The organism is Maribacter huludaoensis (genome assembly GCF_029350945.1).
Lineage (GTDB): Bacteria > Bacteroidota > Bacteroidia > Flavobacteriales > Flavobacteriaceae > Maribacter > Maribacter huludaoensis.
Map to the genome: position 1 here is coordinate 1,109,739 of NZ_JARKMS010000002.1, position 21,261 is coordinate 1,130,999.

Below are 21,261 nucleotides of genomic sequence, written 5' to 3' on the forward strand. Positions count from 1 at the left end.
AGCATATTAAGAATTAATATTCCCTCAATGCGGGTGCAAATATACGTCGATAACTTTATTTTGCAAGTCATTTACGAGATAAATTTATTTTTTTTTGAAAACCCTTTTATTTAATCCAACTTTGTAGAAATGAAAGATGTGAAAATAGTTTTGGTAGGTTATATGGGTAGTGGTAAATCTACTGTTGGTAGAATTGTAGCTAACCATTTGAATATTAAATTTTTAGATTTAGACGATTATATCGAAGATGCTGAAGCAATGTCAATACCTTCTATTTTTGATACCAAAGGTGAAATCTATTTTAGGAAAAAAGAAGTGGAATATCTGAAGCAAATATTTTTAAATGAAAACAGTTTTGTCCTTTCTTTAGGAGGGGGTACACCTTGTTTTGGGAATAATATGGCTTTGGTAAATGAAAAAACGGCAAATTCTTTTTATTTGAACGTAGGTATAAATGAACTTACTACACGTTTAATGAAAGAAAAAAGCCATAGACCTATGATTTCTCATTTACAAGATGAAGAAATCACAGAATTTATTGGTAAACACTTATTTGAAAGAAGTTTTTTTTATAACCAAGCGCATCAAAAAGTAAAGTGTTTAAACCATACGCCAACAGAAATTGCGGAAATGATAGTTAATAAACTAGTCTAAATAGACTCTATCGTTTTTAGTTTCAAAAAGAACGTTTACATGCTCTTGTAAAGAAGTTGATAGGGAAATTCCCTTAAAATCAGCTTTTACCGGATATTTTTTATGATTTCTATTCACTAAAACAGCAGTTTTAAGTTGTTTTAAAGGTGTATTTAAAAAATGATGCACGCCATATATTAGGGTTGTTCCAGAATTTAGGACATCATCTACAATTACTACTGACTTATTTATGAACTCGTCATCTGGTAACGATGTCTTTACGCCACTTTTTAATGGATTTTTTTTATCCATAGATAGTTTGCACAAGACAATTTTAGCTTCGGTAATTTTTTTAAGCTTTGCTACAATTTTTTTTGCGAATTGTAATCCGCCACCATCGATGCCAGCTATAATAATTTCTTCTTCAGAAACATTTGCTTCATAAATCTGGTATGCTATACGTTCAATTTTGTGTTGAATCTGCTGATGTGAAAGTATGGTCTGTTGCATTTGTTTTTCTTAAAGCAATAAAGATAGTTATGTTTTTAAAAGATTTGGCTACTCTTCTGTTTCTTTACTTCTAACATTATCATCTGATGTATTTTCATTATTTGCATTTGAAGGACCTTCTAAATACTCATCAATATCCCGTCTATCTTTTTTTGTAGGCCTTCCAATTCCTTTTTTACGATAGTAGTCTTTGGAATACTGTAGTAGCTCATTATGTTCAAAAGCCTCTTTAGGGGTAGTATCCTTTCTGTAAATATCTACTAATTTTGCACCAACACGACTTGGTGGTATATCAAGAACGGTTAATTTATAATCGATTTGATTTTTGCGAACCACAATTTCATCCATCGGAAAAACTTCTTTTCCGGGCTTTGTCGTATTACCGTTAATTTTTATATGTCCTTTTTTACAAGCTGTAGATGCTATGTTTCTGGTTTTAAAATAGCGGGTACTCCATAAGAATTTGTCTATGCGCATTATAGGTTGCATTTCTTGGTTAACTTCTAAACAAAAATAGGGGAAAATTGTATCTTGCGCCTTCTAAATACATTATTGATGAAATTGAGAAATGCTTATTTGCTAATAGCTGGTTTACTGATTATAACCTCATGTAAAAATGATGATGATGGCGTAGAAGCTGTACAACCAAGACTATTAAGTGAAGTTACAATAGAGGACGATGCTGAAATTATAGATTTTTTAAAGACGCATTTCTACAATGAAGACGAGTTTGAAAACCCACCGGAAGATTTTGATTTTAAAATAAAATTTGGAACAATTGAAGGGGAGAACAGTGGGAGGCAATCAATATTTGATAGTCCTAAATTAATTACCCAAACTATTACTGTTGATTCTGAAGACCTTGGTAGAGCTGACGATGAAATAATTGAGCAAAAATTATATACGCTAGTGGTAAGGCAGGGCGTGGTAGAAGGCACACCAACTATTGGTGATAATGTTGTTCTGAGATATGAAGGTTCTTTTTTGGATGGAAGCCTTTTTGATGCTTCTTCAAATCAACCAATATCGTTTAACTTATCTGGAGTGGTAAGAGGTTTTGGTAACGGTATGAAAAATTTTCAAACAGGAATTGGTCCAAAAGATAATGGTGATGGAACTGTTAGTTATGAAGGTTATGGAATAGGAGCTATTTTTATTCCTTCTGGTCTAGGTTATTTTGATTCTTCATCATCTAGCGGAAACGTGCCTGCATATTCCCCATTAATTTTTAAGATTGATGCACTAGAATTTGAGGCGGACACTGATCTTGATGGTGACGGTATTCCTTCAATTCAGGAAGATTTGGACGGTAACGGTAATTTAAATGATGATAATACAGATTTAGATTTTTTAGCCAACCATAATGATAATGACGATGATGGTGATGGTATTTTAACCATTGATGAAATTAAAATTGATAATCAAATTAAAAAAGACGAAGAAGGAAACATAATTTTTCCTGATACTGATGGTGACGGTACTCCTGACCATCTGGATAATGATTTATAATTGATTTCATTAATCATAAAAAAACCTCTTAAGAATTCTTAAGAGGTTTTTTATTTCTTCTTGCTTGGCCTACATCGTTAAAGATAAACTTAAGATTAATTGATCAGGTCTTGTGTCAATTCTACTAGGACCTAAATTGGTAATGTTCGTATTTATAAAAGAAGCTTCGTTATCGTTAAAACCTCTTTCATAACGTAAATCTATCCCTAGTTTACCAAGATTTACTCCGGCGCCAATATTCATTCCCACGGAAAAATCATTCTCTACATCATCAATTGTAACTCCGTCAAATTCTGTCTCTAAAATGTATTGAAAGCTAGGTCCGGCAAAAACATGTAGCGGTCCTATTAGATTTATACCTAGTAAAACTGGCGCATCTAATTTACTCATGTCAAAATCAGATCCATCATAGTCAGACTTTGTTTTGGTATACATCAGTTCTGGTCTAACATATACTTTAGAAGCTCCAAATTTTCCAAAGATACCAACGTGATATCCAACATTTCTATCCGGATTTCTTGCAGCATCACCGGCAGATTCAAAATAATCTCCGTTAGCATTGTAGTTTAATCCCCCTTTAATCCCAAATCCTGAATCGCCCTGTGCCATTCCATAAAAACCATAGAGTGCCATAAAGGCTGCTAAAATTGTTTTTTTCATATCGTTGTTGTTTTAAGTGGAACATGTAGCAAATACAATACCAAATGTTCCTTTTCTCGTTATACCATGAAAACGGAGGTAAAATATCTTTATTGTTTCACTATTCATTTGGGTCAATATCAATTCGTATAAAGTAAAAACCGACTTTCAGTGGTTTAAATTATCATGAACATCTTTGCTTTTTATTAAGTTTATACCACCAACAGTTCATTATATTTGCAGCTAGAATAAGAAAGTTTGAAATTTACATTACATACTACCGATACACAATCTAAAGCCAGGGCAGGAACCGTAGTTACTGATCATGGCGTAATTGAGACACCGATTTTTATGCCTGTGGGTACGGTTGCCTCTGTTAAAGGGGTGCACCAAAAAGAATTAAGGGAAGAGATAAACCCAGATATTATTTTGGGCAATACCTATCATTTATTTCTTCGGCCTAAAACAGAGATTTTAAAAAAAGCCGGCGGACTGCATAAGTTTATGGGATGGGATAGAAATATCCTTACCGATAGTGGAGGTTATCAAGTTTATTCTTTATCAAGTAATAGAAAGATAAAGGAAGAAGGGGTGAAATTTAAATCGCACATAGATGGATCCATGCATTTGTTCACACCAGAAAATGTAATGGAAATTCAAAGGGTAATTGGTGCGGATATTATCATGGCTTTTGATGAATGTACACCTTATCCTTGTGAGTATAATTATGCCAAACGTTCTATGCATATGACGCATAGGTGGTTAGATAGATGTATTAACCATTTAGAAAAAACACCTTTTGAGTATGATTATGCACAAACATTTTTTCCTATTGTACAAGGATCTACTTACAAAGATCTTAGGAGACAATCTGCAGAGTATATTGCCAATGCAGGTGCTGAGGGAAATGCAATTGGTGGGTTGTCTGTTGGTGAGCCGGCAGAAGAAATGTATGGTATGACAGAGGTAGTCTGTGAAATTCTACCGGAAGATAAGCCCAGATATTTAATGGGAGTAGGTACCCCAATTAATATATTGGAGAATATAGCTTTGGGTATAGATATGTTCGATTGTGTTATGCCTACAAGAAACGCTAGAAATGGAATGCTGTTTACGGCACACGGTACCATAAATATTAAGAACAAAAAGTGGGAAGATGATTTCTCGCCTATTGATGAAATGGGAACTACATTCGTTGATCATGAATATTCTAAGGCTTATTTAAGACATTTATTTGCTGCCAATGAATATTTAGGCAAACAAATAGCAACAATTCATAACTTAGGTTTTTATATGTGGTTGGTGCGCGAAGCACGAAAACATATTATAGCAGGTGATTTTAGAACTTGGAAAGATATGATGGTAAAACAAATGGATAAAAGGCTGTAATGCTATCAATAATAGATAAATACATTCTAAAACGATATTTAGCGACATTTTCGTTGATGCTTTTATTGTTCATTCCCATTGGTATAATGGTGAATTTGGCAGAGCAGATCGGTAAAATGATCGATAATGAGGCTCCGCTTAATGAGATAGTTATGTACTATGTAAATTTCACAATTTACATTGGTAATCTTTTATTCCCCATTTTTCTATTTTTATCTGTAATATTCTTTACCTCTAAACTAGCCAACAATACCGAAATTGTTGCAATTCTAAGTTCCGGGGTATCTTATGGTCGGTTTTTAAGGCCCTATATTATTGGGGCTTCTATGGTCGCTGTACTCATGTTCTTTATGACCATGTTCATTGTGCCCAATGCCAGTGTAGGCTTCAATGAATTTAAATACAAATACCTAAAAAAAGGAAAGCAGGATAGGGTCACGAACAACATATTTAATCAGTTGAACGAGACTGATTTTATTTATGTGAGCAGTTTTGATCCGGCTCGTCAATTGGGGCACAATTTTACTTTTGAGCGTTTTAAAGAAAATAATGAACTGGACTTTAAAATTTCTGCCGCTAACATAAGATGGGTAGATAAAGATTCTAGTTACCGTTTAACTTCCTATAAAAAACGAACTATTAAAGGCGATACTGCAATTATTGAAAGCAAACGTAGGTTAGATACCATTTTTGCTTTTGATATAGGAGATCTAACACCGGTGTCGTATGTTGCGGAAACCAAAAACCTTTTTGAATTGGATACCTTTATCAAAGACCAAAAAAGAAAAGGCGCATCTAATATTAATACTTATGTTTTGGTGAAGTACAAGCGTTGGGCATTGCCTTTGACCGCTTTTATATTGACAATTATTGCAGTTTCTGTATCATCTGTAAAAAGACGTGGTGGTATGGGAGCCAACTTGGCCTTCGGCATTTTAATTGCTTTTGTATTTATCTTTTTTGATAAAGTGTTTGGTACATTGGCAGAGCAGTCTGGTTTTTCCCCATTGCTTGCGGTCATTATACCTAATGTAGTATTTGGATGTTTGGCATTTTATCTACTTCAGAATGCAAAACGATAGAATAGTTAACCTTTTACACTTACATTTCATTGTCTTTATTTGGGGCTTTACGGCCATATTGGGAAAGTTGATTTCAATAGATTCCTTACCACTTGTTTGGGTAAGAATGGGATTGGCAACGTTGTTTATAGCCATCTATATTCTCTTTGCAAAATTTAGTTTAAAGGTTCCAAAAAAAGATATTTGGTGGTTGGTCTGCGGTGGTATTGTAGTAGCATTGCACTGGGTTACTTTCTTTCTGGCCATAAAAGTATCTACTGTTTCTGTAGCGTTGGCCATGATGTCTACAGGTGCTTTTTTTACTGCGTTGATGGAACCATTTTGGTATAAACGAAAAATTATTGGATATGAGATACTATTTGGTTTAATGGTCATAGCGGGGCTATATCTCATTTTTAAGGTGGAAACGGAATATGTTTTTGGTATGATCATAGCTTTGATATCGGCATTTTTGGCAGCGGTTTTCTCATTGATCAACGGTAAGCTGGTCCAAAATCATAGACCGGCCATAATCTCTTTCTATGAATTGGGTATAGGTATGCTTTTCTTATCTGTAATCTTGATTGCAAAAGGCGATTTTAATATGTCTCTAATGACCTTACCACAAATGGATTGGGTGTATTTAATAGTGCTGGCATTAATATGCACGGCATATGCTTTTATTGCTTCGGTTAAGATTATGAGAGTACTTACCCCATATACGGTAATGCTTACTACAAATCTAGAACCGGTGTACGGTATTTTGTTAGCATGGTTTATATTTGGCTCAGAAGAAAAAATGAAACCTATGTTTTATGTGGGAGCCTTAATCATACTCAGTACGGTCATTGCGAACGGTATTTTAAAACAAAGAGCAAATATTAAAAAAAGGGTACCCAAAATTTAGGTATTAAAGTTTTATCTTTGAACCGCAACTAAAGAAACTTTATAGAAATATGGAATATTTGGATTTTGAACTTCCTATCAAAGAATTGGAAGAGCAATTGGACAAGTGCATGATCATTGGAGAGGAAAGTGATGTTGATGTTACCGAGACATGTAAGCAAATTGAAAAGAAACTTACCGAAACTAGAAAAGATATCTATAAAAATTTAACTGCTTGGCAACGGGTACAGTTATCAAGACATCCAAATAGACCTTATACGTTAGATTATATAAAAGCCATATGTGGAGATACCTTCTTGGAACTTCATGGCGATCGTACCGTTAAAGATGATAAGGCTATGATCGGTGGTTTAGGTAAAATTGGTGATCAGAGCTATATGTTCATAGGTCAGCAAAAAGGATACAACACTAAAACACGCCAGTACAGAAATTTTGGTATGGCCAACCCAGAAGGGTATAGAAAGGCTTTACGTTTAATGAAATCTGCTGAAAAATTTCAAGTGCCCGTAGTTTGTTTGGTAGACACACCGGGTGCCTATCCAGGTATTGAAGCAGAAGAAAGAGGACAGGGAGAGGCAATTGCAAGAAATATTCTTGAAATGACGCGTCTAAAAGTGCCAATAATCGTCGTAATTATTGGCGAGGGTGCTTCTGGTGGTGCATTAGGTATTGGTGTAGGTGATAAAGTATTGATGTTAGAAAATACGTGGTATTCGGTAATTTCGCCAGAATCATGTTCTTCTATTTTGTGGAGGAGTTGGGAATATAAGGAGAGAGCTGCCGAAGCTTTGAAATTAACAGCTACAGACATGAAAAAACTGAAGTTGATAGATGAAATAATTCGTGAGCCTGCAGGTGGTGCCCATGCCAACAGACCTAAAACTTTTGAAACGGTGAAAAATAAAATTTCTTCTCATTTTGAAGATCTTCAAAAGTTATCACCAAAAGAACTGGTAAATCAACGCATGGAAAAATATGCACAAATGGGCGTTTTCAACGGCTAATCTGCATTTTAGGCTTCTTAAAAATATACCGAGGATTTTATTCCTCGGTTTTTTTATGTTATCAACAGAAAATTGTAACTTATTAACAGTCAATTGTTAGTCAACTGTGAACATCGAAATTGACTTTTTTCACGTTAACTAAAGGTTAATTGCATACTTTCGTACTATGGAGAACACTAAACCTTTTGTCGCTCGAAAGATTGACAAATCTAATATTATAAGCCTTGAAAAAGGCAAAATTCCGCCACAAGCTATTGATTTAGAAGAAGTTGTGTTGGGTGCTATGATGATAGATAAAAAGGGTGTTGATGAAGTTATAGATATTTTACACCCCGATGTTTTCTATAAAGATGCGCATAGGTTTATTTATGAGGCTATCTTTATTTTATTTGAAGAGTCGCAACCGATTGATTTATTAACCGTTTCGTCACAACTTAAGAAAGCAGGAAAATTAGAGGTGTGCGGAGGCGATTTTTATTTGATAAAACTGACCCAAAAAGTAGCGTCATCCGCCCATATTGAGTTTCATGCCCGTATTATCCTTCAAAAATTTATTCAACGTAGTTTAATCAAAATTTCCGGTGAAATTATTGAAGAGGCCTATGATGAAGCTGTTGATGTTTTTGATTTATTGGATACGGCCGAAGCAAAGTTGTACGATGTTACACAAGGTAACTTAAAACGTTCTGCGGAGACAGCTCAAGATTTGGTGATACAGGCAAAAAAACGGATCGAAGAAATTGCCGGTAAAGAGGGTATGAGTGGTGTTGCATCCGGATTTGATAAGCTGGATAAACTTACCTCAGGTTGGCAGCCAAGTGATTTAATTATTGTTGCTGCACGTCCTGGTATGGGTAAAACGGCTTTTACCTTATCTATGGCCAGAAATATGGCCGTGAATACAAATACTCCTGTAGCGTTCTTCTCTTTGGAGATGTCCTCTGTACAGTTGATTACTAGACTAATTTCTTCTGAGACAGGTTTGTCCTCAGAAAAATTGAGGACCGGTAAGTTAGAAAAGCATGAGTGGGAGCAGTTGAACGTTAAAGTAAAAACTTTAGAGAAGGCACCTTTGTTCATTGATGATACTCCGTCATTATCTATTTTCGATTTACGTGCAAAAGCAAGACGTCTTGCTTCTCAACATGGTATAAAAATGATCATGATCGATTACTTGCAGTTAATGACAGCTGGTGGTAGTCAAAAAGGCGGAAACAGGGAACAGGAAATATCTACTATCTCTAGAAACTTAAAAGCCCTTGCAAAAGAATTGAACGTTCCAGTAATTGCATTATCCCAGCTATCTCGTGCGGTTGAAACACGTGGAGGCAGTAAAAGACCTATTCTTTCGGATTTGAGGGAATCTGGAGCGATCGAGCAAGATGCCGATATCGTTTCGTTTATCTATAGACCAGAATACTATAAGATAGAAGAGTGGGATGATGAAGAGCGTACACCAACGCAAGGTCAAGGTGAATTTATTGTAGCAAAACACCGTAATGGTGGTCTAGAAAATATTAGGTTGAAGTTTATTGGTAATCAAGGTAAGTTCGATAACCTTGATGATTTTGACTCTCCTTTTGAATTTCAATCTAAAATGAACGCAAATGAAGAGAATCCGTTTGCAACGAAAAATTTACCAAGTGCAGATGATGCTTTTGGTAGTAGTATGAATAGCAATCCAGATTTAGATGAGGATAACGATGTTCCTTTCTAAATTAAAACATATTTTAAAGTTTAAAAGTCTTCCATTTGGGAGACTTTTTTGTTTTGCAAACAATTGATTTTAAATAATAATCGTTGTCTTAATTGTAATAGCTTTAACTGCATCTTAAATACGGCTCCAAAGATTTTACTATATCTTTGGGTGAATACTTTTGATCACACTTTATGTCTAAATTAATTATATCACTTTTATTTTTTTTCTTTTCGGTACAAATATTTGCATCATCTATTTTAATACCTATGGATGCAGATAGTCAAAAGAATCATTTGAAAGCATATGGAATTACCTATTGGGTGCTGGAAAAGCAGCAAAAAGTACAGTGGTTGTTAAACTATCGCGGTGGTTCTTTTTTGTTGCCAGATGGCGAAAGTATAAGAAAGGAGTGCCAGATCAGAGGAGTTAGTTTTGAAATTATATCGGACGGTCAAGCAAATGGTATTTTAGATGAGATCAGTAGTCCCTCGGTTAATCAAGATGCAGTAATCTTGGAAAAAGCTCCACGTATTGCTGTGTATTCGCCAAAAGATAAACAACCTTGGGATGATGCCGTAACAATGGCTTTGACCTATGCGGAGATTCCGTATACTACAATTTATGACGAAGAAGTTTTGGGTGATAAGTTGGCATTATATGATTGGCTCCATTTGCACCATGAAGATTTTACGGGTCAATACGGTAAATTTTATGGCGCTTATAGAGCAACCCCATGGTATATAGAAGGAAAGAAAAATGCCGAAAAACTGGCTAAAAAGTTAGGTTATGATAAGGTTTCAGAAGAAAAAAGAGCTGTAGCGTTAAAGATTAGAAATTATGTGATTGGCGGTGGCTTTATGTTTGCCATGTGCTCCGCTACAGATAGTTTTGACATTGCATTGGCAGCTGATGGTATTGATATTGTAGAACCTATGTTTGATGGTGATGCCTCTGATCCTAACTATCAAGCAAACTTAGATTTTAGAAAAACCTTTGCTTTTACAGATTTTATCTTAGAGCGTAGCCCGTTGAAATATGAATTCTCTTCTATTGATATGACCAATAAAAGAGGTAATGTACCAAAAGAATCAGATTACTTTTCTTTGATGGACTTTTCGGCTAAATGGGATCCTGTACCTACTATGTTATGCCAGAACCATACTTCTTTGGTAAAAGGGTTCATGGGGCAAACAACTGCCTTTACGCGATCAGAAATAAAGCCGACAGTATTGGTGTTAGGGGAAAATAAGTTGAACGAAGAAGCAAGATATATTCACGGCATAAAAGGAAAAGGATTCTTTACCTTTTATGGCGGACACGATCCAGAAGATTACCAACATAGGGTAGGGGATCCAAAAACGGAGCTTGAGTTACACCCAACTTCGCCAGGATATCGTTTAATATTAAATAACGTTTTGTTTCCGGCAGCAAGAAAGAAAAAACAAAAGACCTGATTTTAATTTTAAGAGATATCCAAAAAAAATACCATTACCGGAAATAGCCGATAATGGTATTTTAAAACTGTTAATTTTAAAGATTACCAAGCGCCAATGAAATGACTACCTGTGGAATTGATTAATTCCGCACCTTTGGTTACTTCACCGGTCTCAGTTTCTACAATATAAACGTTTCCATTTTGACCAACTGGAGCTTGAGTAAGATAGATTTCTGTTCCATCAACTGCATACCCTTGGTATTGGAACAATTCAAAATCTACTTCATATGGAATATCATTGATTAAGGTTGCTGTTTTTGCGTTTAAATCAACTAAAGCGAAAAAGCTTTCCCCTCTACCGGAAATACCTTCTGCAGACCCATCATGACGGTAAGCTAAAACAGCTTTACCATTGGCAGCAGGTCTCCAGGCTAAAATATACGCACCGGTTACACCTAAAGCATCATCTAGATTAAAATCATAAGAATCATCATATAAATTGTCTGCTCCAATTTTTAGGATATGAGAACCTTCTGGGTCACTTTGATTGGCCTGATAAACGCTTCCATTATATTCAAAAGCGTTAATGCTACGGTAACCATTTGTGTTTCCGTGTCCTACTGTAGAAGTGATTATTGTAGGGTTTTCCAAAGAAGGATAATCAACTACAATAGTTTTAGAGCCTAAAATTTCATAATCGCTATCACTTTCAAGGGCTGCTTGATTTTCTTCATCTCTCGTTAAAGTAGATGGGTCAATTTTATTCATGCGGGCACCAATGTATAATTTGTCTCCGGCGGCATTTAATGTTGGCATATCAATTCTGCCAATGTAATACCCTTGAGATTCTAATTCTTCACCTATAGACAAATCAATTTGTTGGAAGTTGTTGATTTGAGAATCTACCAAATCTAATGTCACTATACCTACGGTTTGGCTTGTACGAACATAAGAATCATCCGTTACATCATCAGGAGTACCATTATCATCAACTATATGTTCAATATCTACCCTTACTGCACAGCCAGTTTTATCGCCATCAAATAATTTAATCCATCTAGGAGCAGTACCTACATATTCTGCAATACTAATTTCTGATCCCGTTTGTTCAAAATCTTGTCCTCCATTTACAATGTATTTGGTGTAATTACCACCGGTATCACCAGCGTAACTAATGTTGAATATGGTATTGCCATCTTCTGAAGCTTGTAATCTTGCCGTTCTGTTAGATGGTGCTATAAAACCATTATTAAATGGGTCTATTTGTACCGTTGGGTCTTTGGCATCTTCACTAGTAACAGCATAAATTAATGTTCCACCGTTACCATCTCCAGGTTCTTCACCCATTTTAGCCCCGGCAATAGTTATCCATCTTGAAGCTACTTCTGCTTCTTCCTCTATCTCTTCTTGCTCTTCCTCTTCTTGTTCAGTTTCTGGAGTTACAGTGTCGTCATCGCTACTACAAGAAGCCATAAACCCTACTGCAGCTATAGCAATGGCAAATGATTTTAAATTTAATAATGGTCGTTTCATAATATATTCTATTTAGATATTTAAAAATTATTGATTATGTAATTCAGTTTTAGATAAAAAGCTCTTCCTGGTTTTTGCACCCGTAAATTGTCATAGGCAACTTCATCAAATACGTTTTTGACATCAAGGCTTATAGAAACTCTTTTATTTGGAAACAAGTAACTACATCCAAAATCTTGAATAAATTGGGTTGGAATTAAAAACTCTTCTAAACCTGCCACATTAGTACCTTGTTCCTCTTTATAGGAGAATTCATCTGTGAAGTAAGCATTGTAAAAAAGATTAAAACGTGCTGTATTTTGAATAAAATTATTGAATGAATACCGTAGCGAAGTGTTCATTGTAAACAAGGGAACATTTGGAGAGTTTACAATATTATCTTGAAGATTTTTTCTTTGAAGCGTTAGTTTGGACAGGTTGAAATTAAACCCAAAGTTGTCCTTAAAGTTATAGCTGATTTCTGCTTCTACCCCTTTAGAAGTGGTTTCCCTATCAAAATTTCCATATTGAATAGTTTCTCCTAATTCTTGATTATCCTGAGCATCACCGGGAAAACCGATTAAATTTTGAATTTTTCGGGAAAATAGATTGGTAGAGACGGTAAGTGCGTGATTTTTTATGTTGAACCTTCCGAATCTAAAACCAAGGTTGTAATTATTGCTGGTTTCTGGTTCAATGGTAAGGTTGGGTTCAATATTTTCTCCAGCATCACCAAATACTTCGTTCTCATTTGGTAGACGAATAGCTTTTTCGGCAGAGGTGAGAATATTAAGATTTTTTATAAGCAGATAAGAAATTGCATACCCGTAACCATTATAATCTTTATTGCTTTGGTAAACTTCATCAATAACCTCTGTGGCGTTGCTGTTGAACCTAGGAAATGTATTTAATACCTTTTGTCTATAGTGCTTACCGAACAGATTCACTTTTAATTTATCATCAATAGCATTTAGCTCATAACTTAAGGAGTATATATTTTTGTAGATATCACTGGTTTGGTGAAAGGTGTTTTCTAAAAGCGATATCATTTCATCACTATTTTCCCGGTCAAGTCCGCTGTAGACGTGGTTCAGAAATACTTTATAGTTATTATTTATTTCATAAGAAATTCCTGTTCTTATGGAAGCAACTTTCCTGTTGATGTTAAGTAGTGTTGGTCCGCCTTCTTGTTGGGATCCCCAAGAATATTCAAATTCATCGCCTTTGTAGTCTATAGCTCTATTTCCGGTCCAGCTATATGCCTTGGCTGTGGTGTCATTCAAAATACGATTTCTCTCCCCAAATAATCCGGTAACATTTACGTCTAAACCTTTAAAAAAGATATCTTTTTTAAGATATGTCAAATTAGCCAACAACGCATCGGACTCTAAAAATCTGCCTTTATACGGTATTTTAGTAACAAAAGCACCGTGTTGCAATTCTTTGTAATCATCGGAACCTGTAACGCCAATAAAAAACTGATCCGCCCACTTTACGTCAGTATAACCTGCCTGTATTGTTCCTCCGGTAGACCTATAAGCATCATTAAATCTTTTTGCTGTAATAAGTGTTTCAACACCTCCTAGACCTTTATCTACAATATTTCTTCCGCTAATTTCATAATCATTGTCAGAATAATTATGAAAACCAGAGGCTTTGACGGTAAAACCAGATGTATCAAAACGATACAACCCGTTAATGCTGGCTTGTAATGTATTAAATGATCCATATGATATGGAAGTATTTAAATTATTACGTGCGCCTTTTTTCATTACAATGTTTATGGCTCCACCTAGTGCATCATCAGCCAAATGTCCGGGAATCACTCCCTTGTAAACTTCAATGTTTTCTATCATTGAAGGAGGAATACTGTTCAAACTAAAAGAAGAACCGTACATGGAAATGGGTATGCCGTCAATAAAAATACTAACCGAATTTCCTGATAAACCATTTAAAGAATATTCAACATTAGAACCAAGTCCGCCGTTTTGTCTAATTTTTACACCAACAGTAGTGTTTAATAATTCGTTGGTCTGAATATTTCTAATACTGGCTTCTTCAGTTTTTATGGCATTAACAGCAAAACCTTTGGTTTCTATCTGCGTCTCTTTAGATTTGCCGTTAACATTGACTTCCTCTAGGTTTTCAACACTTTCCGCTAGCTTATAATTGATTGTAATTTTCTCTTTACTACTGGTAATTTCAACGGTTTTATAAAGTGTTCTATACCCTATAAAAGAAACAATGACATTGTGTTTTCCTTGTGGTACATTTTTAATGAGGAAGCTGCCGTTGTCGTCTGTTAAAACGCCTAGTTTAAGGTCCTCTATCATCACAGTTGCAAAAGCCAAAGGATTGTCGTAATCGTCTTTAACAGTTCCTGAAATAGAACTAAGTAACTCTTGAGAATGAACAGATGCAAAGAGTAATATAAAAATGACGGTAAAATGGTTCTTCATTTGGTTTCTAAAAAGATGCTTATATTTATTAAGATTTAGTCTAAATAAATTAGTTTTGCAAATCTAAAGTAGGATTGTGAAGGGCAGTACCGAAAAAGGAATTTAAACATACGCGAAAGGAAGTAATGAATTGGGTGTTGAAAAGCTTATGAATAAAGGGTTATTGAGGAAAGAGATACGAGTTGATGAATTGTTTTATGACGGATTTATAAATAACTCGGTGCAATTCAATGAAGTAGAGGTTACTACCAAAGCTAATAGTTCTTTTGTGCGAGGTATCGATTTTTCCAATAGTGAGTTAATTCATGAATTTGATTCAGAAATTTGTGTTTCAAGTGATGAGCATTTAATAAAGCTCCACTTTTCACTGGAAGGTACTTATTGCTACCAACCACTTAGACATATAAAGTATTTGGTTCAAATTCCAGAAAATCATTGCAATATGTTCTATTACCCAACAACTCAGGGAAAAGATATTTTTTTTAAGGGTAATGCCAAATCATTTGAAATATACGTGAAACCCAGATTGTTGAAAGACCTATTGGGTTCTGAATTTGTATATTCATTTGAAAAGCTTAAAAATGCCATTGAAAATTCTAATTCTTTCGTTCTATGGGATAAGAGCAAATTTATTCCTCCTAGTATTCGAAGCAAAATTAATGATATCATACAGTGCCCTTACAAGGGTGAGGTTAGAAAGATATATTTAGAAAGTAAATTAACGGTATTATTAATAGATTTTTTATTGGGTAGACAAACCTCAAAACTTTCTAAAAGCAATATAAAATTGTTAAATTCAGATTATTTGGCATTGGTGCGTGTAGAAAATTATATTAGAAAAAACTTGAAGGATCCTTTGAAAATTGTTGACTTGGCAGACCTGGCAGGTTTTAATGCAACCAAATTAAAGCGAGATTTCAAAAAGCTTTACGGTGTTACCATATTTAAATATATAACTGCTTTGCGTATGGAGATCGCTAAAAGTTTAATTATTCAAGATGGGGCTACTATTGCACATGCTGCTTATGAAGTAGGCTATGCTAATCCGCAGCATTTTACCACTGCATTTAAGCGAACTATGGGGTATGTGCCAAGTGAACTAAAACCGGCGGTTCAATAAGGGTTTGTTGTTATTTAACAAGCATTTTCAATATATGCTCCACACCGTTCTCGTCATTACTTAAAGTACTGTATTTAGCTATTTCTTTTACATTTGGATGAGCATTTTCCATAGCAAATCCAAAATCTGATAATGCCAACATTTCAAGGTCATTATTGAAATCACCAAAAACCATTACTTCATCTGATTTTAGATTGTAGGTTTTCATTAGTTTGTCTAGGGCATATCCTTTGTTTGCATTCATATTAGAAATATCCAGCCAATTTTCACCAGATACTTTTACTTTTAAATCTGCTTCAAAATGCTTTACAAACGGATATATATGTTCTTCTGAACTTTTAAAATGATAAATAGCAATTTTAATGACCTCAGAATTAAAATCAGATAGGTTTTCTATAATTTCGTACTCGGTATAGTATTCTGCTAATTTATTGGCAAACTCATTAGATTTATTGGTCAAGTAAGCTTTGTGCTTTGTGCAAATTACAGGATGTATGTTCGGGATATTATCAAGTGTCTTTAAAATGTCTTTTACATGTTGTTGTTCTAAAGGAGTCGCTAAAATTTCTGTATGCTGTTTCATTGCAAATCCGCCATTCTCTGCAATTACGATGATATCATTTTTGATAGAATCTAACTTGTCTATAATGCTGTGGTATTGTCTACCGCTAGCTGCAACAAAAATGATACCTTGTGATTTTAAATTCTCAAATATTTCAAAGAATTGGTCACTGACTTTATGTTCAGAGTTTAGTAAGGTTCCGTCCATATCGGTTACAACCATTTTAATATTCGATAAATCCATCAATTTTTAATTTATGGGTAAAGATATTTGAATGATGTTTAATAAGGTATATTATAATCAAAGTTTTACCTTTATTTAATATTTTATATTGAATGAAATTATTTCAAAAAGAGTTTCGATTACCAGCTTATAGTAGGGGGTTTCATCTTATAACTTCGGATGTACTATCTAAACTTCCTGAAATAGCAGATGTAGATACGGGTTTTTTACAAGTATTTATAAAACATACATCGGCGAGCTTAACAATTAATGAGAATGCCGATCCAACAGTGAGAGAAGATTTTGAATCTCATATAAATATTATGGTGCCTGAGAATGCTCCATATTACAAACATGATTATGAAGGTTCAGATGATATGCCTGCACATATTAAAGCTTCATTAATGGGAGCATCGGTTCAGGTGCCTGTTACTAATGGTAGATTGAATATGGGTATCTGGCAAGGCATTTATTTGTGTGAACACAGAAATTATGCTTCAGGTAGAAATATTGTATTGACGTTGTGGGGAAATTGAAATTTGATTAAGTTGAATTAAACCGAATTACGTATGACAACAGAAGAATCTATTATTAGCAAAATTCAAATATTGATTACGAATCATTTTGAAACACCAGAAATGGCTTTTAATTTTTTCGATAAGGATAATGATCAAAAGTTGACCAAATCTGAAATTGTAAAATTGTTGAAACAAGCAGAAATAAGTGGATTTATTAGAGGTATTGTTTCGTCAAAATTGATTGAAGGTTATGATAAGAATGGTGATGAACTTATAGATTGGCAAGAGTTCAAAGCGGCTATCGCTAAAATCAAAAAATCCGATTCGTAAGAATCGGATTTTTCAAAAAGTGAGATTGTTATTAATTTATTTTACCTGATCTACAACTGCCTTAAAGGCGTCTGGGTGGTTCATTGCTAAGTCTGCTAGAACTTTTCTGTTAAGTTCTATATTGTTAGCTTTTACTTTTCCCATAAATTGAGAGTAAGACATTCCATGCTGTCTGGCACCTGCATTAATACGGGTAATCCATAATGAACGGAAAGTTCTTTTCTTGTTTCTACGGTCTCTGTAAGCATATAACATTGCTTTTTCAACCGCGTTTTTGGCTACTGTCCAAACGTTTTTACGTCTTCCAAAGTAACCTTTGGCTTGCTTCATTACCTTTTTTCTTCTGGCTCTAGAAGCTACTGCATTTACTGATCTTGGCATTTTTTTCTAATTTTTTTTGTAGTAGGCGCCCTTCTTGTTTAAAGGAACTTTTGTTGCCTGACTCCATGGTTAATAATTTTACCTTTTAAAGAACTGTTATTACTTTAAACGTAATTGTTCTTTAATGCTGTTAACATCATGTTGGTGAACCAATGTGTCATGAGTTAAAGCTAGCTTACGCTTTTTAGATTTCTTTGTAAGAATGTGACTCTTAAAGGCGTGCTTTCTTTTAATTTTACCTGTACCTGTAAGCTTAAAACGCTTCTTAGCACTGGATTTTGTTTTTTGTTTAGGCATTTTCTCCTAGTTTATATATTAATCTCACTTTGCATGCTAAACGCTGCTCACAAAAAAGTAAGCAGCGTTCAGTATTTTATAAATACATTTGGCAATAATTACAAAGCCAAATGTTATATTATTTTCCTTTGGTCTTAGGAGCAATGAACATTGTCATACGCTTTCCTTCTAGTTTAGGCATTTGTTCTACCTTTCCTAGTTCTTCCAATTCAGAAGCTAATTTCAATAATAAAATTTCCCCTTGATCCTTATAGACTATGGAACGACCTTTAAAAAATACATACGCTTTAAGTTTTGCTCCTTCTTTAAGGAACTTTTCAGCGTGTTTCTTTTTAAAGTCATAATCGTGATCATCTGTGTTAGGACCAAATCTTATTTCTTTAACGACTACCTTGGAAGCCTTCGCTTTCATGGCTTTGTCTCTTTTCTTCTGCTCGTATAAAAACTTTTTATACTCCATTATTTTACAAACAGGAGGGTCTGCCTTTGGAGATATCTCTACCAAATCCAAACCTAATTCTTCTGCTTTCTCAAGAGCCTGAGGAAAAGGATATACACCTACTTCAACATTGTCACCTACCAACCTAACTTTTGGGGCTGTTATCTTTTCATTGATATTATGGGGATTCTTATTTTCCCTTCTAGGTTGTGGTCTAAATCTTTTACGTATTGCTATGACTAAATAATTTTAATTAAACTTTTATTTTCTAAAACGTCTTTAAGGTACTATTTATTTCTGTGTTGACCAAGTTTGTGAAGGTAGTTACGTCTATTGCTCCTAAGTCCTCACCGCCATGTTTACGCACAGAAATGGTATTTGCATCCTCGTCATTGTCCCCTACGATTAACATAAATGGTACTTTACTCATTTCTGCTTCACGTATTTTCTTACCAATAGTCTCGTTTCTACCATCGATAAGGGCGCGAATTTCGTTATTTTCTAGGGATTTTAAAACTTTTTCAGCATATTTTTCATGTTTTTCGCTCACAGGAAGAATAATAGCTTGCTCAGGTGTTAACCATAGTGGAAAATTACCACCTGTATGTTCCAGTAATAAAGCGATAAAACGTTCCATACTACCAAAAGGTGCACGGTGTATCATCACGGGTCTATGTAGCTCGTTATCACTGCCTTTGTAGCTTAAGTCGAATCTTTCAGGTAAATTGTAATCTACTTGAATTGTACCTAGTTGCCATTGTCTTCCAAGTGCGTCTTTCACCATGAAATCCAGTTTAGGGCCATAGAAGGCCGCTTCACCCGCTTCAATCACAAAATTCAATCCTTTCTCTTTAGCGGCATTGATGATAGCTTGTTCTGCTTTTTCCCAATTTTCCACTGAGCCAATGTACTTTTCCGGTTTCTCTAAATCACGTACAGAGACCTGTGCGGTAAAATTTTCAAATCCTAATGAACCTAATACATATAAGGATAGGTCTATTACATTTTTAAATTCCTCGTCCAGTTGATCTGGTGTACAGAAAATATGGGCGTCATCTTGGGTAAATCCACGTACACGGGTAAGACCGTGAAGTTCTCCACTTTGTTCATATCTGTATACCGTACCAAATTCAGCAAACCTTTTAGGTAGTTCCTTATAACTATATGGTTTTGTGTTGTAGATTTCACAGTGGTGAGGGCAATTCATTGGTTTTAAAAGAAATTCTTCACCTTCCTTGGGTGTATGTATCGGTTGAAAGCTGTCTTCGCCGTATTTTTCATAATGTCCAGAGGTTACATATAATTCTTTTTGCCCAATATGTGGTGTAACCACCATTTCATAACCGGCTTTCTTCTGGGCTTTCTTTAGAAAGTTTTCAAGCCTTTCTCGTAAAGCTGCTCCTTTAGGTAGCCATAACGGTAATCCTTGTCCAACTTTTTGCGAAAAAGTGAATAGCTCTAGTTCTTTTCCTAATTTTCTGTGGTCTCTCTTTTTAGCTTCTTCTAAAAGTTCTAAGTATGCCGTAAGTTCTTTTTGTTTTGGAAAAGAGATCCCGTAAATACGGGTTAATTGCGGATTATTTTCGTTACCTCTCCAATAGGCGCCTGCAACACTTAATATTTTTATGGCTTTTACAATTCCTGTGTTAGGTATGTGGCCACCTCTACATAAGTCCGTAAATGAGTCATGGTCACAAAAGGTAATGGTGCCGTCTTCAAGATTTTCTATTAATTCTACTTTATATTCATTTCCTTGATTTTTATAGAATGCAAGAGCATCTGCTTTTGATACCGCTCTCATTTTATAATCATGTTTTCCTCGTGCTATTTCTAAGGCTTTCTTTTCTATAGTTGAAAAGTCTTTATCAGATATAGATCCGTTAGGAAGCTCCACGTCATAATAGAATCCGTTTTCAATAGCTGGGCCAATAGTTAATTTTACACCTGGATATAATTCTTCTATAGCTTGTGCTACAATATGTGAGGTAGAATGCCAAAAAGCGGTTTTTCCTTCTTTGTCATTCCATGTATATAGAATTAAACTTCCATCAGTATTTAAAGGTGTGGTGGTTTCTACAGTGGTGTTGTTGAATTTGGCAGAAATAACATTACGGGCTAATCCTTCGCTTATGCTTTTTGCAACCTGCATTGGTGTTGTGTCCTTTTCAAATTCCTTGACTGTTCCGTCTGGAAGTGTAATTTTAATCATTGGTATATCTATTATAGGGTGTCAAAGATAATATGAACTATTCACGTCCGCAATAGATTCATGTTATATTGTAATAGCAGTGTGCTGTATTGGTTTGTTCGCTCTCAGTTATTAAAATGGGCTTTTTTTATTGACCTTTAATAACATGTTGTTTATGTGAATAAGTGGTGTCTTTAGTAAAATTCACTAATTCTGGTTTTTATTCGTATTGGTAAAGTCTTATTTTTTAAGGTGTTGCAGTTCTGCGTAAATTTTTCTTTAATTTTATTTAAATTAATAGTTGTGTTATTAAGAAATGTGTGTACATTTGCACCCCGCAAACGAGGAAGATAATTTCTGAATCGGGAGTTGGGAAAAAGGTTCATTTATATGTTGGTTGGTCTGGGAAAAAAAGAAAGAATATTTTTTTTCGAAATAAGTTGCCAGG

General features: G+C 34.7%; 21 protein-coding genes. 11 read left to right on the forward strand and 10 right to left on the reverse strand.

The genetic code is table 11. From position 1 onward, the window contains the following. Positions 1 to 138: 138 nt before the first annotated feature. Positions 139 to 654, forward strand: a complete 516-nt coding sequence (locus PXC01_RS09765) for a shikimate kinase (RefSeq protein WP_420828586.1) — start codon at positions 139 to 141, stop codon at positions 652 to 654. On the opposite strand, the gene PXC01_RS09770 is transcribed toward PXC01_RS09765, so the two are convergent. Together PXC01_RS09770 and PXC01_RS09775 are read right to left on the reverse strand one after the other, a co-directional pair. Then, positions 646 to 1,143 (reverse strand): phosphoribosyltransferase family protein, encoded by a 498-nt coding sequence (locus PXC01_RS09770; protein WP_276472091.1) that lies wholly within the window; start codon positions 1,141 to 1,143, stop codon positions 646 to 648. The genes PXC01_RS09765 and PXC01_RS09770 overlap by 9 nt on opposite strands. Positions 1,144 to 1,191: 48 nt before the next feature. Beyond that, complete coding sequence (locus PXC01_RS09775; RefSeq protein WP_276472092.1) at positions 1,192 to 1,620, reverse strand: RNA-binding S4 domain-containing protein; 429 nt, start codon at positions 1,618 to 1,620, stop codon at positions 1,192 to 1,194. 78 nt (positions 1,621 to 1,698) lie between these two features. Between PXC01_RS09775 and PXC01_RS09780 the strand changes: the two genes are divergently transcribed. Next, the gene (locus tag PXC01_RS09780) at positions 1,699 to 2,652 is read left to right on the forward strand and encodes an FKBP-type peptidyl-prolyl cis-trans isomerase (protein ID WP_276472093.1); all 954 of its coding nucleotides are present in this window, start codon (positions 1,699 to 1,701) and stop codon (positions 2,650 to 2,652) included. 69 nt (positions 2,653 to 2,721) lie between these two features. Here PXC01_RS09780 and PXC01_RS09785 read toward each other — a convergent pair whose 3' ends face one another. Further along, the gene (locus PXC01_RS09785) at positions 2,722 to 3,312 is read right to left on the reverse strand and encodes a porin family protein (RefSeq protein ID WP_276472094.1); all 591 of its coding nucleotides are present in this window, start codon (positions 3,310 to 3,312) and stop codon (positions 2,722 to 2,724) included. A 237-nt stretch (positions 3,313 to 3,549) separates the two neighbouring features. On the opposite strand from PXC01_RS09785, the gene tgt reads away from it, so the two are divergent. From tgt to PXC01_RS09815, 6 genes are all read left to right on the forward strand, one after another. Further along, positions 3,550 to 4,680 carry a tRNA guanosine(34) transglycosylase Tgt gene (gene tgt / locus PXC01_RS09790; protein ID WP_276472095.1) on the forward strand — a complete coding sequence of 377 codons (1,131 nt, stop codon included), beginning with the start codon at positions 3,550 to 3,552 and terminating at the stop codon, positions 4,678 to 4,680. Next, a complete protein-coding gene (locus tag PXC01_RS09795) occupies positions 4,680 to 5,762 on the forward strand; it encodes an LptF/LptG family permease (protein ID WP_276472096.1) in 1,083 nt (360 codons plus the stop codon). The genes tgt and PXC01_RS09795 overlap by 1 nt, the downstream gene beginning before the upstream one ends. After that, positions 5,749 to 6,648: a DMT family transporter gene (locus PXC01_RS09800; protein WP_276472097.1), complete on the forward strand. Its 900-nt coding sequence runs from the start codon at positions 5,749 to 5,751 to the stop codon at positions 6,646 to 6,648. The genes PXC01_RS09795 and PXC01_RS09800 overlap by 14 nt, the downstream gene beginning before the upstream one ends. A gap of 49 nt (positions 6,649 to 6,697) precedes the next feature. Next, positions 6,698 to 7,651 (forward strand): acetyl-CoA carboxylase carboxyltransferase subunit alpha, encoded by a 954-nt coding sequence (locus PXC01_RS09805; protein ID WP_276472098.1) that lies wholly within the window; start codon positions 6,698 to 6,700, stop codon positions 7,649 to 7,651. A 166-nt stretch (positions 7,652 to 7,817) separates the two neighbouring features. After that, positions 7,818 to 9,368 carry a replicative DNA helicase gene (gene dnaB / locus PXC01_RS09810; RefSeq protein ID WP_276472099.1) on the forward strand — a complete coding sequence of 517 codons (1,551 nt, stop codon included), beginning with the start codon at positions 7,818 to 7,820 and terminating at the stop codon, positions 9,366 to 9,368. A 173-nt stretch (positions 9,369 to 9,541) separates the two neighbouring features. Continuing rightward, positions 9,542 to 10,804 carry an asparagine synthetase B gene (locus PXC01_RS09815; RefSeq protein WP_276472100.1) on the forward strand — a complete coding sequence of 421 codons (1,263 nt, stop codon included), beginning with the start codon at positions 9,542 to 9,544 and terminating at the stop codon, positions 10,802 to 10,804. Positions 10,805 to 10,887: 83 nt separating this feature from the next. Here the strand turns inward: PXC01_RS09815 and PXC01_RS09820 are convergent, their stop codons facing one another. Together PXC01_RS09820 and PXC01_RS09825 are read right to left on the reverse strand one after the other, a co-directional pair. Further along, positions 10,888 to 12,318 (reverse strand): hypothetical protein, encoded by a 1,431-nt coding sequence (locus PXC01_RS09820; protein ID WP_276472101.1) that lies wholly within the window; start codon positions 12,316 to 12,318, stop codon positions 10,888 to 10,890. Between the two features lie 20 nt (positions 12,319 to 12,338). Beyond that, positions 12,339 to 14,756 carry a TonB-dependent receptor gene (locus tag PXC01_RS09825; protein ID WP_276472102.1) on the reverse strand — a complete coding sequence of 806 codons (2,418 nt, stop codon included), beginning with the start codon at positions 14,754 to 14,756 and terminating at the stop codon, positions 12,339 to 12,341. 148 nt (positions 14,757 to 14,904) lie between these two features. Between PXC01_RS09825 and PXC01_RS09830 the strand changes: the two genes are divergently transcribed. Beyond that, on the forward strand, positions 14,905 to 15,876 hold the full coding sequence (locus PXC01_RS09830) for an AraC family transcriptional regulator (protein ID WP_276472103.1): 972 nt from the start codon (positions 14,905 to 14,907) through the stop codon (positions 15,874 to 15,876). Between the two features lie 10 nt (positions 15,877 to 15,886). Here the strand turns inward: PXC01_RS09830 and PXC01_RS09835 are convergent, their stop codons facing one another. After that, complete coding sequence (locus PXC01_RS09835) at positions 15,887 to 16,681, reverse strand: HAD family hydrolase (RefSeq protein ID WP_276472104.1); 795 nt, start codon at positions 16,679 to 16,681, stop codon at positions 15,887 to 15,889. A 92-nt stretch (positions 16,682 to 16,773) separates the two neighbouring features. Here PXC01_RS09835 and PXC01_RS09840 point away from each other — a divergent pair, with 92 nt between their 5' ends. Then, a complete protein-coding gene (locus PXC01_RS09840) occupies positions 16,774 to 17,196 on the forward strand; it encodes a secondary thiamine-phosphate synthase enzyme YjbQ (RefSeq protein WP_276472105.1) in 423 nt (140 codons plus the stop codon). A gap of 33 nt (positions 17,197 to 17,229) precedes the next feature. Then, on the forward strand, positions 17,230 to 17,508 hold the full coding sequence (locus PXC01_RS09845; protein WP_276472106.1) for an EF-hand domain-containing protein: 279 nt from the start codon (positions 17,230 to 17,232) through the stop codon (positions 17,506 to 17,508). 36 nt (positions 17,509 to 17,544) lie between these two features. Here the strand turns inward: PXC01_RS09845 and rplT are convergent, their stop codons facing one another. The 4 genes from rplT to thrS form a co-directional block, all read right to left on the reverse strand. Then, a complete protein-coding gene (rplT, locus tag PXC01_RS09850; protein WP_027064529.1) occupies positions 17,545 to 17,889 on the reverse strand; it encodes a 50S ribosomal protein L20 in 345 nt (114 codons plus the stop codon). A 99-nt stretch (positions 17,890 to 17,988) separates the two neighbouring features. Next, positions 17,989 to 18,186, reverse strand: a complete 198-nt coding sequence (gene rpmI / locus PXC01_RS09855; protein WP_047245905.1) for a 50S ribosomal protein L35 — start codon at positions 18,184 to 18,186, stop codon at positions 17,989 to 17,991. A 118-nt stretch (positions 18,187 to 18,304) separates the two neighbouring features. After that, positions 18,305 to 18,862 (reverse strand): translation initiation factor IF-3, encoded by a 558-nt coding sequence (infC, locus tag PXC01_RS09860; RefSeq protein WP_084135105.1) that lies wholly within the window; start codon positions 18,860 to 18,862, stop codon positions 18,305 to 18,307. A gap of 31 nt (positions 18,863 to 18,893) precedes the next feature. Beyond that, a complete protein-coding gene (gene thrS, locus PXC01_RS09865) occupies positions 18,894 to 20,834 on the reverse strand; it encodes a threonine--tRNA ligase (RefSeq protein WP_276472107.1) in 1,941 nt (646 codons plus the stop codon). Positions 20,835 to 21,261: the final 427 nt, after the last annotated feature.

What these genes read in the sequence shown, in the direction of transcription:
- PXC01_RS09770 (WP_276472091.1), bottom strand. Translation starts at nt 1,143, where the DNA reads ATGCAACAGACCATACTTTCACATCAGCAGATTCAACACAAAATTGAA.
- PXC01_RS09775 (WP_276472092.1), bottom strand. Translation starts at nt 1,620, where the DNA reads ATGCGCATAGACAAATTCTTATGGAGTACCCGCTATTTTAAAACCAGA.
- PXC01_RS09780 (WP_276472093.1), top strand. Translation starts at nt 1,699, where the DNA reads ATGAAATTGAGAAATGCTTATTTGCTAATAGCTGGTTTACTGATTATA.
- PXC01_RS09785 (WP_276472094.1), bottom strand. Translation starts at nt 3,312, where the DNA reads ATGAAAAAAACAATTTTAGCAGCCTTTATGGCACTCTATGGTTTTTAT.
- PXC01_RS09795 (WP_276472096.1), top strand. Translation starts at nt 4,680, where the DNA reads ATGCTATCAATAATAGATAAATACATTCTAAAACGATATTTAGCGACA.
- PXC01_RS09800 (WP_276472097.1), top strand. Translation starts at nt 5,749, where the DNA reads ATGCAAAACGATAGAATAGTTAACCTTTTACACTTACATTTCATTGTC.
- PXC01_RS09805 (WP_276472098.1), top strand. Translation starts at nt 6,698, where the DNA reads ATGGAATATTTGGATTTTGAACTTCCTATCAAAGAATTGGAAGAGCAA.
- dnaB (WP_276472099.1), top strand. Translation starts at nt 7,818, where the DNA reads ATGGAGAACACTAAACCTTTTGTCGCTCGAAAGATTGACAAATCTAAT.
- PXC01_RS09815 (WP_276472100.1), top strand. Translation starts at nt 9,542, where the DNA reads ATGTCTAAATTAATTATATCACTTTTATTTTTTTTCTTTTCGGTACAA.
- PXC01_RS09820 (WP_276472101.1), bottom strand. Translation starts at nt 12,318, where the DNA reads ATGAAACGACCATTATTAAATTTAAAATCATTTGCCATTGCTATAGCT.
- PXC01_RS09825 (WP_276472102.1), bottom strand. Translation starts at nt 14,756, where the DNA reads ATGAAGAACCATTTTACCGTCATTTTTATATTACTCTTTGCATCTGTT.
- PXC01_RS09830 (WP_276472103.1), top strand. Translation starts at nt 14,905, where the DNA reads ATGAATAAAGGGTTATTGAGGAAAGAGATACGAGTTGATGAATTGTTT.
- PXC01_RS09835 (WP_276472104.1), bottom strand. Translation starts at nt 16,681, where the DNA reads ATGGATTTATCGAATATTAAAATGGTTGTAACCGATATGGACGGAACC.
- PXC01_RS09840 (WP_276472105.1), top strand. Translation starts at nt 16,774, where the DNA reads ATGAAATTATTTCAAAAAGAGTTTCGATTACCAGCTTATAGTAGGGGG.
- PXC01_RS09845 (WP_276472106.1), top strand. Translation starts at nt 17,230, where the DNA reads ATGACAACAGAAGAATCTATTATTAGCAAAATTCAAATATTGATTACG.
- rplT (WP_027064529.1), bottom strand. Translation starts at nt 17,889, where the DNA reads ATGCCAAGATCAGTAAATGCAGTAGCTTCTAGAGCCAGAAGAAAAAAG.
- rpmI (WP_047245905.1), bottom strand. Translation starts at nt 18,186, where the DNA reads ATGCCTAAACAAAAAACAAAATCCAGTGCTAAGAAGCGTTTTAAGCTT.
- thrS (WP_276472107.1), bottom strand. Translation starts at nt 20,834, where the DNA reads ATGATTAAAATTACACTTCCAGACGGAACAGTCAAGGAATTTGAAAAG.